The sequence below is a fragment of the Bradyrhizobium sp. Bra64 genome (assembly GCF_024519875.1).
Taxonomy (GTDB): Bacteria; Pseudomonadota; Alphaproteobacteria; order Rhizobiales; family Xanthobacteraceae; genus Bradyrhizobium; species Bradyrhizobium japonicum_G.
In genome coordinates this window covers 22,483-37,836 of sequence record NZ_JALJRD010000006.1, presented here as the reverse complement: position 1 = coordinate 37,836, position 15,354 = coordinate 22,483, and the positions used below count along the sequence as shown (strand labels likewise).

Sequence of the window (15,354 nt, the reverse complement as noted above, 5' to 3'; positions counted from 1 at the left end):
CGGTGCCGGCCGGAAACATCGGTCGCTCACCTTGCTCCGTCGTTGCGAGCGCAGCGATGCAATCCAGGGTCCCTCCGCGGCGGCAGCCTGGATTGCTTCGTCGCAAGGGCTCTTCGCAATGACGACTTTGGGACGGCTTCGCCCCATCACACCGGCAGAAACTGCTTCAGTGCCGGCATGAAGAAGATCCCGAGATTGATCGCAAAGCCGATGCTCCAGAGGATCGAGCGCAGCGTCGGGCGGTTGCCGAGATAGGTCAGCACGTAGGCGATCCGCACGATCAGGAACAGCACCGCGAGCTCGTCGATCAGGCGCTGCGGCGACTCCCTGTATTCGGCGAGCAGCACCGCGAAGGCGAAGAACGGAAAGGTCTCGATGCCGTTCTGGTGCGCGCCGAGCGCGCGCTGCGCGATCGCATCCTCATAGAAGGCGGGATCGCGCGGCTGCGAATTGTCGAAGCCGCGAAACCTGATCCATTTGATCGAGGCGATCGTTAACAGATAGAGCAGCAGTGCTCCAAAGACGCACCATTCCGCGAGTGTCATCTTTCCTCCCCCGCTTGGGTGCGACCCTAGCGAAACAGGCCTCATCTTGACAAGTTCGGAGCAACGCGCGACCCAACGGACCATGACCGCAATTGCCCCCATCGCGACCGCAACGCCCGCCGTCCGGTCCAGTCTGCCGCGCGTCGGCGTGCTCCTGGTCAATCTCGGCACCCCCGATACGGCCGATGCGCCGGGCGTGCGGGTCTATCTCAAGGAATTCCTCTCGGACGCCCGCGTCATCGAGGACCAGGGCCTGATCTGGCAGCTCGTGCTGAACGGCATCATCCTGCGCAGCCGTCCCCGCACCAAGGCGCTCGACTACCGCAAGATATGGAACAACGAAAAGAACGAGTCGCCGCTCAAGACCATCACCCGGTCGCAAGCCGACAAGCTCGCAGCCGCGCTGTCGGACCGCGACCACGTCGTGGTGGATTGGGCGATGCGCTACGGCAATCCCTCGATCAAGTCGGGTATCGACGCGCTGATTGCGAAGGGGTGCGAGCGCATTCTCGCCGTGCCGCTCTATCCGCAATATTCCGCCCCGACCTCGGCGACCGTCTGCGACGAGGTGTTCCGCGTGCTCGCCCGCCTGCGCAACCAGCCGACGCTGCGGGTGACGCCGCCTTACTATGAAGACGCGGCTTATATCGAGGCGCTCGCCGTCTCGATCGAGACGCATCTGGCGAGCCTGCCGTTCGCACCGGAGCTGATTGTCGCCTCCTTCCACGGCATGCCGAAATCCTATGTCGACAAGGGCGATCCGTACCAGGGCCAGTGCGTCGCCACGACAGAGGCGTTGCGCCGCCGGCTCGGGATGGACGAGACCAAGCTGCTGCTGACTTTCCAGTCTCGCTTCGGCAATGACGAGTGGCTCCAGCCCTACACCGACAAGACGATGGAGCGTCTGGCGAAAGAGGGCGTGCGCCGCATCGCGGTGGTGACGCCGGGCTTTTCCGCCGATTGCCTGGAGACGCTGGAGGAGATCGCGCAGGAGAATGCCGAGATCTTCAAGCACAATGGCGGCGAAGAGTTTTCCGCGATTCCCTGCCTCAACGACAGCGATCCCGGCATGGACGTGATCCGCACCCTGGTGCTGCGCGAGCTGCAGGGCTGGATCTGATGGGTGCCCCATGAACCGCCGCGAGTGCCTGGCGCTTCTTGGGATGACCGCAATGCTGCCGGCCCCGGCGCTGGCGCAGCAACCGAATCCGCCGCGCCGGCTCGGCGTGCTCTCGGTCACGGCGGCTGACGATGCGATCGGGCAGACGCGCAGCGCCGTCCTGGTCGAAGCGCTCGCCGGCCATGGCTGGAAGGAGCGCGGCAACCTCAGGATCGATTGGCGCAGCGGCGGCGGCGACCGCGCGCGCATTGCGCGGCTCGCGGACGAACTGGTCGCGCTCAAGCCCGACATCCTGCTCGCGGTCGGCACGCCCTCGGTGGAAGAGCTGCGCCAGCGCACCACGACGATCCCGATCGTGTTCGCCGTGGTCACCGACCCCGTCAGCCAGGGGTTTGTCAAAAATCTCGCCCATCCCGGCGGCAACGTCACCGGCTTCACCGATTACGACGGCCCGCTGGCCGGCAAATGGCTGGAGATGCTGACGCAGGTCACGCCGAAAGTGTCCCGCGTCTTCGTCGTCTACAATCCCGCCACCGCGCCGTTCGCGCCCCTGATGCTGCGCACGATCGAGGACGCGGCGCGGACGCTCCACGTGACGGTGGAGCCCGCGCCGGTCGATGACGCGGCCTCGATCGCCGCCCTGGCCTTGCGGAAAGACGGCGGCCTGCTGGTGCTGCCGGACTTCTTCACCATGGCCAACCGCGCGCACCTCCTGGCGGCGATCAGTGAAGCGCGCGCGCCCGCGGTGTTCTGGAGCCGTACCTTCGTCGACGAAGGCGGGCTGATGGCCTACAGCACCGACAGCGCCGAGCAGCTGCGCCGCGCCGCCTCCTACATCGATCGCATCCTGAAGGGCACGCAGGCGGCCGACCTGCCGGTCCAGAATCCCATCAAGTTCGAGCTCGCGATCAACCTGAAGACGGCCAAGGCGATCGGCGTCACGCTGTCGCCAAGCCTGCTCGCAACCGCGAACGACGTCATCGAATAGGATTTGGCTACGACCGCCGGCATGGCCGAATTCGTTAACGTTCGCCGCTAGGTCTACGCCTGCGCGCTTTCAAGGGCGCCTCGCAAATACATAATCGCGACCATTCCCTCTCCCCGCGTCTTGTGTAGAATCGCGCCGATGCCGAGATTATGCAGCGACCGCTGAACCCATCGCTGAACTTTGAGGGTCGTGATCCCGACCAATTGACGGCGCGGGAAAGGGCTTTTCCCGCCTTGGAGGAAATATGAGCGGTTTCGACATTTTCGCGATTGTCCTGGTTTTGCTCGTCATCGTCACGCTGGTTGCCGGCGTGAAGACGGTGCCGCAGGGCTATGACTGGACCATCGAGCGGTTCGGCAAATACACCCAGACGCTGAGCCCCGGGCTCAATCTGATCGTGCCCTATTTCGATCGCGTCGGGCGCAAGATCAACATGATGGAGCAGGTGATCGACATCCCCGAGCAGGAGGTGATCACCAAGGACAACGCCACCGTGACGGTGGACGGCGTCGCGTTCTTCCAGGTGTTCGATGCCGCCAAGGCGAGCTACGAGGTCTCCAACCTGACCCAGGCCATCACGGTCCTGACCATGACGAACATTCGCTCGGTGATGGGCGCGATGGATCTCGACCAGGTGCTGTCGCATCGCGACGAGATCAACGAGCGCCTGCTGCGCGTCGTCGATGCCGCGGTCTCGCCCTGGGGCCTGAAGGTCAACCGCATCGAGATCAAGGACATCGTGCCGCCCGCCGACCTCGTCGAGGCCATGGGCCGGCAGATGAAGGCCGAGCGCGTCAAGCGCGCCGACATTCTCGCCGCCGAAGGCCAGCGCCAGTCGGAGATCCTGCGCGCCGAGGGCGCCAAGCAGGGCCAGATCCTCCAGGCCGAGGGCCGCAAGGAAGCCGCGTTCCGCGACGCCGAGGCCCGCGAACGTTCCGCGGAGGCCGAGGCCAAGGCCACCCAGATGGTCAGCGAAGCGATCTCCAAGGGCGATGTCGCAGCGCTGAACTATTTCATCGCCGACAAATACATCAAGGCGTTCGGGCAGCTCGCCGATTCGCCGAACCAGAAGGTCATCATGCTTCCGGTCGAAGCGATGAGCATGCTGGGCTCGCTCGCCGGCATCGGCGAGATCGCGAAGGCAACGTTCGGCGAGAGCGCGGCGTCTGCGGCCGCCGCCGCCCGCCGCGGCGGCTCGGTGCCGCAGTCCAGTCCCACGCCGCCGGCAGTGCCCCCGCGGCAGGGATAGTCACAGCGCATGCCCGTCCGAGGGCTCGCGCCAAATGGTTAGAGGTCGTGTCATGACCGACATGTTCGTATCGCTCGGCACCTGGAATTGGCTGATCTTCGGCTTCGTCCTGATGGCGCTGGAGGTGCTGGCGCCGGGCGTGTTCCTGTTCTGGCTCGGGCTCGCCGCGTTGCTGGTCGGCCTGATCTCGTTCGCTGTCGCCATATCCTGGCAGATCCAGCTCGTGATGTTCGCGGTGTTCGCCGCCGCGGCCGTGCCGGTGTGGCGCCGCCTCGCCCGGCCGAAGCTGGATGCGAGCACAAGCCCGTTCCTCAACAAGCGCGCGGATGCGCTGCTGGGCCGCGAGTTCACGCTGGAGAAGCCGATCGTCGACGGCAACGGCACCATGCGCATCGGCGACACCGTCTGGCGCGTCGCAGGTCCCGATACGCCGGCGGGCACGCGGGTGAAGGTGGTGCAGGTGGACGGAGCGAATCTGACGGTCGCGGCGGCGTGAGGATTCTTCGCCTCTCCCCGCTTCCGGGTGAGGGGGGACTCTCCGCGAGTCCGTCTCTCACCGTCTGCGCGGAGGCTCCCCCTCACCCCGACCCTCTCCCCGCAAGCGGGGAGAGGGGGAAGGCCCCTTCCACCGCTCCGCAAACCGGTGCAGCGGCATGAACGTCTCGCACAAGTCCCGTCCCAGCGCCGTCAGCCCATAGCCGCTACCGTCACCCAGCTCCACAAACCCCGCTTCGCGCAAATCGTCCAGCCGCGCCTGCAGAACCGTCGGCGAGGCCTCGTCGCAGGCCGTTCGCAATGCGCGGGAGGTGAGGGGGGCGTCGCGCAGCTCCCACAGGATTCGCAAGGCCCAGCGCCGGCCGAGCAGGTCGAGCAGTGCCATGATCGGCCGCCCGGTGCGCGAGCCGCGGACGCTGCGTGGTTTCGAGCCGGCCTGTTTCGCCATCGCTGCCCTCTTGCACGTTGCTACAGATAGTGTAGCGTATTGCTACTGTAATTGTAGCAAAGAGGTCGGTCATGTCATCTCCGACGCCGCGCATCACGCCGCTCGCGCCGCCTTATCCCCCGGAGATCCAGGGGCAGTTCGACCGCATCATGCGCGGGGCGCCGCCGCTGGCGCTGTTCCGGGTTTTGGCGGGCCATACCCGCGCCTGGGACAAGTTTCGCGCCGGCGGCCTGCTCGATCCCGGGCCGCTGTCCCTGCGCCAGCGCGAGATCGTGATCGACCGCACCTGCGCGCTGAACAAATGCGAATACGAATGGGGTGTGCATGTCGCGATCTTTGCCGGGCCGGCGCGCCTCACCGAGGACGAGGTCCGCGCCACCGTGCAGGGCGATGCGGCTTCGCCCTGGTGGTCGCCAGCCGAGCAGGCGCTGATCGCTGCGGTGGACGCGCTGCACCACCGCGCGACGTTCGATGACGGGGAGTTCGCCGCGCTGTCGGCGCATTACGACGAGGCGCAGATCCTGGAGATCATGCTGCTGTGCGGCTTCTACCGCACGGTGTCGTATCTGGCGAATGGGCTGCGCTTGCCGCTGGAGGAGAAGGCGGCGCGGTTTCCGCAGTAACTGTCATTGCGAGGAGCCTTTGCGACGAAGCAATCCAGACTGTCCCCGCGGAGACAGTCTGGATTGCTTCGCTGCGCTCGCAATGACGTGCGGAGAGAGAGCGCCTTAAGCCACGCCCGCCCGCAGCAGATCGTGGAGGTGCACGATGCCGACCACCTTGTCCGCCTCGGTCACGACCAGCGTCGTGATCTTGCGGGTGTTCAGCGCCTCGATCATTTCGGTGGCGAGCATCGAGGGCGGCACGGTCTTCGGCTGCCGGGTCATGATGTCGTCGACCGACGCCGTCAGCAGGTCCGGCCGCATGTGGCGGCGCAGATCGCCGTCGGTGATGATGCCGACAGCCTCGTTCGCCTCGTTGACGATGCAGACGCAGCCAAGGCCCTTGGCGGACATCTCCATCACCGCGTCCGACATCTTGGTGCCGAGTGGCTTGACCGGAATTTCCGTGCCCGTGCGCATGTAGTCGCGGACGAATTTCAGCATCGCCCCCAACTTGCCGCCGGGATGGAAATGCGCGAATTCCAGTGCGGTGAAACCGCGCCCTTCGAGCAGCGCGATCGCGATCGCGTCGCCGATCGCTGCCTGCATCAAGGTCGAGGTGGTCGGCGCCAGATTGTGCGGACAGGCCTCGCGCGCCTTCGGCAGCTCGATCACGATGTCGGCGGCTTGCCCGAGCGAGGACGCCGCGTTCGACGTCACCGCGATCATGGGGATCGCGAACCGCGCGGAATAGTTCACGAGCGTCTTCATCTCCGGCTGCTCGCCGGACCAGGACAGCGCCATGATGACGTCGTCGGCGGTGATCATGCCGAGATCGCCATGGGCCGCTTCGGCGGTGTGCACGAAGAAGGCGGGCGTACCGGTCGAGGCCAGCGTCGCCGCGATCTTGCGGCCCATATGGCCCGACTTGCCGAGACCGGTGACGATGACGCGGCCCTTCGCGTTGCGAATCAGGTCGACCGCCTTGGCGAAGGTCGCGCCCAGCGGGCCGCGCAGCGCGGCGGCGAGCGCGTTGATGCCGCCGCTCTCGGTCTCAAGGGTGCGGAGCGCGGATTCGACGCTGTCGGGGATGGGGCCGGATGATGCGGTCATCAGCGGTATCGAGCTCGGCATGGTCAGGTCCAGGGAAGAGGGGGCGTTCGCCCGTTGGCACCTGCTTAGCACGCGGAGGCCTGCGAGGCGACGAGAGCGCCAGAGCCCTCAACGGGCCGTTAACCATAATTGTTTTAACTCCATTAACGATGGTTCCCGCCAGTCGGCGGGGGCAATCGCGAAAGTGTTTGATTTCGTTGGAGTTCTTCCATCGTGGGGTCGTCTCCAGGCAGCAGCCGGAGCAAACGCGCGCATTTCCTGCGCGCCGCCTTGCCGTGTCTTGTGCTGACGGCGCTCGGAAGTGCGCCCGCGGCGGCCCAGAGCCTCACCCCGGACCTGTTCAATCCCAACCGCGGCGGCTTCGCCTCGCCCGACACGCTGCCGACGCGCCGCACGGCAGGCGTTCCGCTGGCGCCGTCGGATGCGCTGCCGGCGTTGCCCGACCCCAATGCCGACCCGCGCAAGCGCCAGCAGGCGCCGGCGACCTCGCGCCCCGGCCAGAACCCGACCAACCAGGTCCCGACCTACGGCCTGCCCGCCGCCAATGGTGCCAGCGCCTCCGGCTACGACTCGCTCAACCGCAAGCGGCAGCAACCCAAGCTCTATCCCGGCCAGCCCAAGCCGAAGCGCCCCGCCGGTCCCGGCTCGCCGGTGCCCCTGGCTACGCCACCGGTGTCCACCCTCGGTCTGCCCAGGATCGCGCCGCCGCCGTCCGCGTCCGCGAACAAGGCGCCGGTGCCGGCGGCGATGGCGGGCACCGTGCCCGGCCAGCCGCAGCGCCGCCGCCTCAAGGCGGATGACGATCCGTTCGGGGCCGTCGGCGACTATGCCGGCAGTTTCCTGATCAAGGGCGGGCTTGAGCTCTCCGCCGGCTACGACACCAATCCCGCGCGTCTGAACAAGCCGATCGGCTCGCCGGTCTATGTGGTCGCACCCGATCTTCTCGTGGCGTCCGACTGGGAGCGCCACGCGCTGGTCGCCGATCTGCGCGGCTCGTTCTCGGGCTATACCCAAAACATGCCGGCGACGATTGACGGCTTCGCCTCGCCCTCGCCGGTCGAGATCGACCGCCCGGATTTCACCGGCCATGTCGACGGCCGCCTCGACGTCGACCGCGATCTCAAGCTGACCTCGCAGCTGCGCCTGCGGCTCGCCACCGACAATCCCGGCAGCCCGAACGTGCAGGCCGGCCTGCAGAAGTACCCGATCTACGCCAGCTATGGCACCACCGTCGGCTTCGACCAGACCTTCAACCGCTTTCAGGTCGCGGCCGGCGCCACGGTGGATCGCACCGCCTACACCAACTCAAAACTCACCGACGGCTCGACCTTCAGCAACGACGATCGCGACTTCAACCAGTATGGCGGCGTCGGGCGCTTCTCCTACGATCTCAAGCCGGGCCTGAAGCCGTTCGTCGAGATCCAGGGCGACACCCGCGTCCACGACCAGGCCGCCGACCGCAACGGCTATTTGCGCGATTCAGACGGCGGCTACGCCAAGGTCGGCTCGTCCTTCGAGTTCTCGCGCATTCTCACCGGCGAGGTCTCGGTCGGCTATTCCGCGCGCAACTATGTCGACCCGCGCCTCAGCCAGCTCGCGGGCTTCCTGACCTCGGGCTCGCTGATCTGGAATGCGAGCGGCCTGACCACGGTGAAATTCTCAACCGACACGCAGATCGCCGAGACCACCGTCCCCGGCTCCTCCGGCGTGCTGGTGCACACCTACGCCGCCGAGGTCGATCACGATTTCCGCCGCTGGCTCACCGCGGTCGGCAAGTTCACCTACGGGACCTACGACTATCAGGGCCAGAACCGCAACGACAAGACCTACTCGCTCGAAGGCAATCTGATCTACAAGCTCAACCGCAACATCTGGGTCAAGGGCACGCTGCGCCACGACATCCTGGATTCGAACCAGCCGGGCTCAAGCTCGCAGGGCACGGTGGCGATGGTTGGGGTGAGGCTGCAGAATTGAGGAGTGGGCAGTATGGCGCCACGGATTACTTTGGACATCAACTCGGCTGGAGAATTCGAGCTATGGCTCAATTCCGAAGGCCGCGACCTCTTCGTTAAGGAACTGCTGGCGCTGAATGCGACTAACGAACATTTTCACTTGATGCCAAGTGAAGTCGCATCGGATGTTGAAGTTTCTACGCGACCCTATCGGCCGACCGACAAGCTTCTCGCATACGGTAAGGTGCTGTTCCGGCTCGACGAGTGGGACGCACAACACTTCCCGCACGTCCTGGACTGAAGTCCGCTCGCTGCCCCTCACTCCGCTGTTATGCCCCGCGAAGGCGGGGCATCCAGTACGCCGCGGCTTCTCAGTAGATCACAATTGTTTCGGAATACTGGATCGCCCGCTTTCGCGGGCGATGACACCGTTTGTAAATCTTGCAGCGAGCCCAGCGGCTACCGCGGCAGGTCCGTCTTCCCCATCAGGAACATATCGATTGACCGTGCGCACAGCCGGCCCTCGCGGATCGCCCAGACCACCAGTGATTGCCCACGGCGCATGTCGCCGGCGGTGAACACGTTCGGGCGCGAGGTCTGGTAGTCGAGCGTGTTGGCCTTGACGTTGCCGCGCGGGTCGAGCTCGACCGCGAGCTGCTTCAGCAGACCCTCGTGCACGGGGTGCACGAAGCCCATCGCGAGCAGGACGAGCTCGGCGTCGAGATCGAACTCGGTGCCGGCAATCGGCTTGAACTTGTCGTCGACGCGCACGCAGTGCAGCTTCTTGACCTGGCCGTTCTCGCCGGAAAACTTCTGCGTCAGCACGGCGAATTCTCGGACCGCGCCTTCGGCCTGGCTCGACGACGTGCGCATTTTCAGCGGCCAGTTCGGCCAGGTCAGGCCCTTGTTCTCGTGCTCGGGCGGGGCCGGCATGATCTCGAGCTGGGTGACCGAGAGCGCGCCCTGGCGCAGCGAGGTGCCGATGCAGTCGGATCCGGTGTCGCCGCCGCCGATGACGACGACGTGCTTGCCCGCGGCCAGGATCTCGCTGACCCCGTTCAGCGGCTCCTCGGAGACGCGGCGGTTCTGCTGCGGCAGAAAGTCCATGGCGTAGTGGATGCCGGCGAACTCGCGGCCGGGGATCGGCAGGTCGCGCGGGGCTTCGGCGCCGCCGGTCAGCGCGACGGCATCGTACTCGTTGAGCATCTCGCGCGGATCGACATTGCCGTCAGCGCCGACATGGCTGTTGTAGTGGAAGGTGACGCCTTCGCCTTCCATCTGCCTGACGCGGCGGTCGATGACGCCCTTCTCCATCTTGAAGTCGGGAATGCCATAACGAAGCAGGCCGCCGGCCTTGGCGTACTTCTCGAACAGATGCACATCGTGCCCGGCGCGCGCGAGCTGCTGTGCGCAGGCCATGCCGGCCGGACCGGAGCCGATCACCGCGACCTTCTTTCCGGTCTTGACGGAGGCGATTTCGGGCTTGAGCCAGCCATTGTCCCAGGCGCGGTCGACGATCGCGCATTCGATGGTCTTGATGGTGACGGGGTTGTCGTCGATGTTGAGCGTGCAGGATGCCTCGCACGGCGCAGGACAGATGCGGCCGGTGAACTCCGGGAAATTGTTGGTCGAGTGCAGGTTGCGCGACGCCTCTTCCCAGTTGTTCTGGTAAACGAGGTCGTTGAAGTCGGGGATCTGGTTGTTGACCGGGCAGCCGGGCGTGCCGGGCGCGACCGAGCCGGTCCCGTGGCAATAGGGAATGCCGCAATTCATGCAGCGCGCAGCCTGGTCGCGCGTTTCCTTCTCGGTCAAGGGAACGACGAACTCGTTGTAATGCTTCACACGCTCGGCGACCGGGGTGTACTTGCGGTCATGCCGTTCGATTTCAAGAAAACCCGTGATCTTGCCCATTAAACCCGAAGTCCCTGCCGGCTAATTCGTTCTGTTTCTTCTCGTCGTCATTGCGAGAGGCGAAGCGTCGAAGCAATCCAGTGTATCCGAGGAGAAAGTCTGGATTGCTTCGCTACGCTCGCAATGACGGGGTGTGATGCCTTACGCCCCGATCGCAATTTTCGGCTCGGCGTCCGCGTTGGCGGCCATTTCGCGCAGCGCGCGCCGGTACTCGACCGGCATCACCTTGCGGAACTTGGGCAGCCACTCCTTCCAGTTGGCAAGGATGTCGGCCGCGCGCCTCGACCCGGTCGCCTTGGCGTGGCGCGAGATCAGGACGTGCAGCCGCTCGACGTCGGAGTCGAGCAGGTCCTTGAACACGTCGACCCGGCCGTGCGCCTCTAGGTCACCGGAGTGATGGTAGGTTCCGGCGTTGATCAGCTCTTCCGACAGCACCGGCTCGAGCTCGACCATCGCCATGTTGCAGAGCTTGTCGAAGCCGCCGGTCTCGTCAAGCACATAGGCGATGCCGCCGGACATGCCCGCCGCGAAGTTGCGTCCGGTCTTGCCGAGCACGACCACAATGCCGCCGGTCATGTATTCGCAGCAATGGTCGCCGGCGCCTTCGACGACCGCCACCGCGCCCGAATTGCGCACGGCGAAACGCTCGCCGGCGACGCCGCGGAAGTAGCACTCGCCTTGAATGGCGCCGTACATCACGGTGTTGCCGACGATGATGCTCTCTTCCGGCACGATGCTGCTGTTGGCAGGCGGCTTGACGATGATCTTGCCGCCCGACAGACCCTTGCCGACATAGTCGTTGGCTTCACCCTCGAGCTCGAAGGTGACGCCTTGCGCCAGCCACGCGCCGAACGCCTGACCCGCCGTGCCCTTGAGGCTGACATGGATGGTGTCGTGCGGCAGGCCGGCATGGCCGTAGATCTTGGCGACCGTGCCCGACAGCATGGCGCCGGCAGAGCGGTTGGTGCTGTTGATCGCGGCCTCGATCTTCACCGGCGCGCCGCGGTCGAGCGCTGGCGTCGCCTTCTCGATCAGCGAGCGGTCGAGCACCGCCTCCAGATGATGGTTCTGGCGCTCGGAGTGATAGATCTTCTGGCCCTTCTCTTCCTTCTGCTTGACGAACAGCTTCGAGAAGTCGAGGCCCTTGGCCTTCCAGTGCGCGACCAGCTTGGTCTGGTCGAGCAGCTGCACCTGGCCGATCATCTCGTTGAAGGTGCGGAAGCCGAGCGAGGCCATGATCTCGCGGACTTCCTCGGCGACGAAGAAGAAGTAGTTGATCACGTGCTCGGGCTGGCCGGTGAAGCGCTTGCGCAGGACGGGGTCCTGGGTCGCGACGCCGACCGGGCAGGTGTTGAGATGGCACTTGCGCATCATGATGCAGCCGGCCGCGATCAGCGGCGCGGTGGCGAAGCCGAACTCGTCGGCACCGAGCAGCGCCCCGATCACGACGTCACGGCCGGTGCGGAAGCCGCCGTCGACCTGGACCACGATGCGGCTGCGCAGCCGCTCGCGCACCAGCGTCTGGTGGGTTTCGGCAAGGCCGATCTCCCAGGGGGAGCCGGCGTGCTTGATCGAGGTCAGCGGCGAAGCGCCGGTGCCACCCTCGAAGCCCGCGATGGTGACATGGTCGGCGCGCGCCTTGGCGACGCCCGCGGCCACCGTGCCGACGCCGATCTCGGAGACGAGCTTGACCGAGACGTCGCCCGCCGGGTTGACGTTCTTGAGGTCGTAGATGAGCTGCGCCAGATCCTCGATCGAGTAGATGTCGTGGTGCGGCGGCGGCGAGATCAGGCCGACGCCCGGCGTCGAGTGCCGGACCTTGGCGATGGTCGCGTCGACCTTGTGGCCGGGCAACTGTCCGCCTTCGCCGGGCTTGGCGCCCTGCGCCATCTTGATCTGCATCATGTCGGAGTTGACGAGATACTCCGTGGTGACGCCGAAGCGGCCCGAGGCGACCTGCTTGATCGCCGAGCGCATGCTGTCGCCGTTCGGCAGCGGCTTGAAGCGGTCGGCTTCCTCGCCGCCTTCGCCGGTGTTCGACTTGCCGCCGATCCGGTTCATGGCGATCGCGAGCGTGGTGTGCGCCTCGCGCGAGATCGAGCCGAAGCTCATCGCGCCGGTGGCGAAACGCCTGACGATGTCCTTGGCGGGCTCGACCTGGTCGAGCGGCACCGGCTTGCGCTTCTCTTCGTCCGCGTTCTTGATCCGGAACAGGCCGCGCAGCGTCAGCAGGCGCTCCGACTGCTCGTTGAGGATCTTGGCGAAGGCGCGGTAGCGCTCCAGCGAATTGCCGCGCGCGGCGTGCTGCAGCAGCCCGACCGACTCGGCGGTCCATGCATGATCCTCGCCACGGCTGCGATAGGCATATTCGCCGCCGACATCGAGCGAGGTCTTGTAGACCAGCGCCTCGCCGAACGCGTCGGCATGGCGGCGCACCGCTTCTTCCGCGATCTCGGCCAGGCCCACGCCCTCGACGCGGGTATGCGTGCCGGCGAAGAACTTTCCGACGAAATCCGCCTTCAGGCCGACCGCGTCGAAGATCTGCGCGCCGCAATACGACTGATAGGTCGAGATGCCCATCTTGGACATCACCTTGAGCAGGCCCTTGCCGATCGACTTGATGTAGCGCTTGACGATCTCGTAGTCGTCGAGCGAGCCGGGCAGGCGGTCCTTCATCGCGATGATGGACTCGAACGCCAGATACGGATTGATCGCTTCCGCGCCGTAGCCGGCGAGACAGGCGAAGTGATGCACTTCGCGCGGCTCGCCGGATTCGACGACGAGGCCGACCGAGGTGCGCAGGCCGGTGCGGATCAGATGATGATGCACGGCGGCGCAAGCCAGCAGCGACGGGATCGGCACCCGGTCGGTGCCGACCATGCGGTCGGACAGGATGATGATGTTGACGCCCTCGCGCACCGCGCTTTCCGCGCGCGCGCAGAGCTCGTCCAGCACCTGGTCCATGCCCGCGGCGCCGAGACCGGCGTGGAAGGTGGTGTCCAGCGTGCGCGACTTGAAGTGCGACTCGGCGACTTCCGAGATCGAGCGGATCTTTTCGAGATCCGCGTCGGTCAGGATCGGCTGACGCGCCTCGAGACGCTTGGTGGTGGCAAGGCCCTGCAGGTCGAACAGGTTCGGCCGCGGTCCGATGATGGAGACGAGGCTCATCACCAGCTCTTCGCGGATCGGGTCGATCGGCGGATTGGTGACCTGCGCGAAGTTCTGCTTGAAGTAGGTGAACAGCGGCTTGGCCTTGTCCGACAGAGCCGAGATCGGCGTGTCGTTGCCCATCGAGCCCGCGGCTTCCTCGCCGGTGGCCGCCATCGGCGTCATCAGGATGGTGATGTCTTCCTGGCTGTAGCCGAACGCCTGCTGGCGATCGAGCAGCGACAGGTTGGAGCGCACGCCGGTGGTCGGAACCTTCGGCAGCTCTTCCAGCACGATCTGGGTCCGCTCCAGCCATTCCTTGTAGGGATGGCTCTTGGCGAGATCGGCCTTGATCTCGTCGTCGGGGATCAGGCGGCCCTGCTCGAGGTCGACCAGCAGCATCTTGCCGGGCTGCAAGCGCCACTTGGTGATGATCTGGTCCTCGGGGATCGTCAGCACGCCCATTTCGGAAGCCATCACGATGCGGTCGTCCTTGGTGACGAGATAGCGCGCCGGCCGCAATCCGTTGCGGTCGAGCGTGGCGCCGATCTTGCGGCCGTCGGTGAAGGCGATCGCGGCGGGGCCGTCCCACGGCTCCATCAGCGCGGCGTGATATTCGTAGAAGGCGCGGCGCGTCTCATCCATCAGCGGATTGCCGGCCCACGCTTCCGGAATCATCATCATGACCGCGTGCGGCAGCGAGTAGCCGCCCTGCACCAGGAATTCGAGCGCGTTGTCGAAGCAGGCGGTGTCCGACTGGCCTTCATACGAGATCGGCCAGAGCCGGTTGATGTCCTTGCCATAGAGCTCGGAGCTCACAGAGGCCTGGCGCGCCGCCATCCAGTTGGTGTTGCCGCGCAGCGTGTTGATCTCGCCGTTATGCGCGATCATGCGGTAGGGATGCGCCAGCGACCAGGCCGGGAAGGTGTTGGTCGAGAAGCGCTGATGCACCAGCGCCAGCGCGCTCTCGAAGTCCTTTTCGTGCAGATCGGGATAGTACTTGCCGAGCTGGTCGGCGAGGAACATGCCCTTGTAGATCACGGTGCGGCAGGACATCGAGCAGGGATAGTAGCCCGCAAGCCCGCGGTCGCGGCGCTGGTAAATCGCCTGCGAGATCGACTTGCGCAGGATGTAGAGCCGGCGCTCGAAATCGTCCTCGGTCTTGGCGGTGCCGTTGCGGCCGATGAACACCTGCATGCAGGCCGGCTCGGTCGGCTTCACGGTGACGCCGAGCGAGGAATTGTCGGTCGGCACGTCGCGCCAGCCGAGCAGGGTGAGGCCCTCTTCCTTGATCTGGTCGGCGATGATGCTCTTGATGACGTTGCGCCAGGCGGTGTCGCGCGGCATGAACAGCGCGCCGATGGCGTATTCGCCGGGCTGAGGCAGCGCGAAGCCGAGCTCCGCGGCCTTGCGGCTGAAGAAGGCGTGCGGGATCTGCACCAGAATGCCGGCGCCGTCACCGGCGCGCGGATCGGCCCCGACGGCGCCGCGATGCTCGAGGTTGCAGAGGATGCTCAGCGCGTCCGCGACGATCTCGTGGGACTTCTTGCCCTTGATGTTGGCGATGAAGCCGACGCCGCAGGAATCCTTCTCCAGGCTCGGATCGTAGAGGCCAACGGCGGGCGGACGCGAATTGTGTTCCTGAATCGGATCGGTCGTTTTCGAGGCGACGGTCGCCGACAGCTCTTCTGCCACGATGTTTGCGCGCTCGAATTGCGACCCGTTCATGTCCTCGTCCTCTCCGTGCGGCAAGCTGCCTCACCGCTATCTTCGGCGCACCTTGG

The 15,354-nt window shown here is 65.7% G+C and carries 12 protein-coding genes; 7 read left to right on the top strand and 5 right to left on the bottom strand.

The window, feature by feature from the left end; translation table 11 throughout:
* Positions 1 to 146: 146 nt before the first annotated feature.
* Positions 147 to 545, bottom strand: a complete 399-nt coding sequence (locus NR187_RS18920) for an MAPEG family protein (protein ID WP_211381309.1) — start codon at positions 543 to 545, stop codon at positions 147 to 149.
* A gap of 82 nt (positions 546 to 627) precedes the next feature.
* On the opposite strand from NR187_RS18920, the gene hemH reads away from it, so the two are divergent.
* From hemH to NR187_RS18900, 4 genes are all read left to right on the top strand, one after another.
* Positions 628 to 1,665 (top strand): ferrochelatase, encoded by a 1,038-nt coding sequence (gene hemH, locus NR187_RS18915; RefSeq protein WP_211381310.1) that lies wholly within the window; start codon positions 628 to 630, stop codon positions 1,663 to 1,665.
* A 10-nt stretch (positions 1,666 to 1,675) separates the two neighbouring features.
* The gene (locus NR187_RS18910; protein WP_306235649.1) at positions 1,676 to 2,653 is read left to right on the top strand and encodes an ABC transporter substrate-binding protein; all 978 of its coding nucleotides are present in this window, start codon (positions 1,676 to 1,678) and stop codon (positions 2,651 to 2,653) included.
* A 244-nt stretch (positions 2,654 to 2,897) separates the two neighbouring features.
* The gene (locus NR187_RS18905; protein WP_211381311.1) at positions 2,898 to 3,902 is read left to right on the top strand and encodes an SPFH domain-containing protein; all 1,005 of its coding nucleotides are present in this window, start codon (positions 2,898 to 2,900) and stop codon (positions 3,900 to 3,902) included.
* 52 nt (positions 3,903 to 3,954) lie between these two features.
* Positions 3,955 to 4,398, top strand: coding sequence for an NfeD family protein (locus NR187_RS18900; RefSeq protein WP_256807270.1), 444 nt, complete (start codon positions 3,955 to 3,957; stop codon positions 4,396 to 4,398).
* Positions 4,399 to 4,455: 57 nt separating this feature from the next.
* Here the strand turns inward: NR187_RS18900 and NR187_RS18895 are convergent, their stop codons facing one another.
* Positions 4,456 to 4,845 (bottom strand): helix-turn-helix domain-containing protein, encoded by a 390-nt coding sequence (locus NR187_RS18895; RefSeq protein ID WP_211381313.1) that lies wholly within the window; start codon positions 4,843 to 4,845, stop codon positions 4,456 to 4,458.
* Between the two features lie 71 nt (positions 4,846 to 4,916).
* Between NR187_RS18895 and NR187_RS18890 the strand changes: the two genes are divergently transcribed.
* On the top strand, positions 4,917 to 5,468 hold the full coding sequence (locus NR187_RS18890; protein WP_211381314.1) for a carboxymuconolactone decarboxylase family protein: 552 nt from the start codon (positions 4,917 to 4,919) through the stop codon (positions 5,466 to 5,468).
* A gap of 105 nt (positions 5,469 to 5,573) precedes the next feature.
* Here NR187_RS18890 and NR187_RS18885 read toward each other — a convergent pair whose 3' ends face one another.
* Positions 5,574 to 6,581, bottom strand: a complete 1,008-nt coding sequence (locus NR187_RS18885) for an SIS domain-containing protein (RefSeq protein ID WP_256807269.1) — start codon at positions 6,579 to 6,581, stop codon at positions 5,574 to 5,576.
* Between the two features lie 192 nt (positions 6,582 to 6,773).
* Here NR187_RS18885 and NR187_RS18880 point away from each other — a divergent pair, with 192 nt between their 5' ends.
* Together NR187_RS18880 and NR187_RS18875 are read left to right on the top strand one after the other, a co-directional pair.
* Positions 6,774 to 8,534, top strand: coding sequence for an outer membrane beta-barrel protein (locus NR187_RS18880; RefSeq protein WP_211381316.1), 1,761 nt, complete (start codon positions 6,774 to 6,776; stop codon positions 8,532 to 8,534).
* 12 nt (positions 8,535 to 8,546) lie between these two features.
* Positions 8,547 to 8,813, top strand: a complete 267-nt coding sequence (locus NR187_RS18875) for a hypothetical protein (RefSeq protein WP_211381317.1) — start codon at positions 8,547 to 8,549, stop codon at positions 8,811 to 8,813.
* Positions 8,814 to 8,971: 158 nt separating this feature from the next.
* Here the strand turns inward: NR187_RS18875 and NR187_RS18870 are convergent, their stop codons facing one another.
* Positions 8,972 to 10,423, bottom strand: a complete 1,452-nt coding sequence (locus tag NR187_RS18870) for a glutamate synthase subunit beta (RefSeq protein ID WP_211381318.1) — start codon at positions 10,421 to 10,423, stop codon at positions 8,972 to 8,974.
* A 141-nt stretch (positions 10,424 to 10,564) separates the two neighbouring features.
* On the bottom strand, positions 10,565 to 15,298 hold the full coding sequence (gene gltB, locus NR187_RS18865; RefSeq protein ID WP_211381319.1) for a glutamate synthase large subunit: 4,734 nt from the start codon (positions 15,296 to 15,298) through the stop codon (positions 10,565 to 10,567).
* Between the last annotated feature and the right edge of the window lie 56 nt (positions 15,299 to 15,354).

Coding starts and splice junctions, on each gene's coding strand:
- NR187_RS18920 (WP_211381309.1), bottom strand. CDS start 545: ATGACACTCGCGGAATGGTGCGTCTTTGGAGCACTGCTGCTCTATCTG.
- hemH (WP_211381310.1), top strand. CDS start 628: ATGACCGCAATTGCCCCCATCGCGACCGCAACGCCCGCCGTCCGGTCC.
- NR187_RS18910 (WP_306235649.1), top strand. CDS start 1,676: ATGAACCGCCGCGAGTGCCTGGCGCTTCTTGGGATGACCGCAATGCTG.
- NR187_RS18905 (WP_211381311.1), top strand. CDS start 2,898: ATGAGCGGTTTCGACATTTTCGCGATTGTCCTGGTTTTGCTCGTCATC.
- NR187_RS18900 (WP_256807270.1), top strand. CDS start 3,955: ATGACCGACATGTTCGTATCGCTCGGCACCTGGAATTGGCTGATCTTC.
- NR187_RS18895 (WP_211381313.1), bottom strand. CDS start 4,845: ATGGCGAAACAGGCCGGCTCGAAACCACGCAGCGTCCGCGGCTCGCGC.
- NR187_RS18890 (WP_211381314.1), top strand. CDS start 4,917: ATGTCATCTCCGACGCCGCGCATCACGCCGCTCGCGCCGCCTTATCCC.
- NR187_RS18885 (WP_256807269.1), bottom strand. CDS start 6,581: ATGCCGAGCTCGATACCGCTGATGACCGCATCATCCGGCCCCATCCCC.
- NR187_RS18875 (WP_211381317.1), top strand. CDS start 8,547: ATGGCGCCACGGATTACTTTGGACATCAACTCGGCTGGAGAATTCGAG.
- NR187_RS18870 (WP_211381318.1), bottom strand. CDS start 10,423: ATGGGCAAGATCACGGGTTTTCTTGAAATCGAACGGCATGACCGCAAG.
- gltB (WP_211381319.1), bottom strand. CDS start 15,298: ATGAACGGGTCGCAATTCGAGCGCGCAAACATCGTGGCAGAAGAGCTG.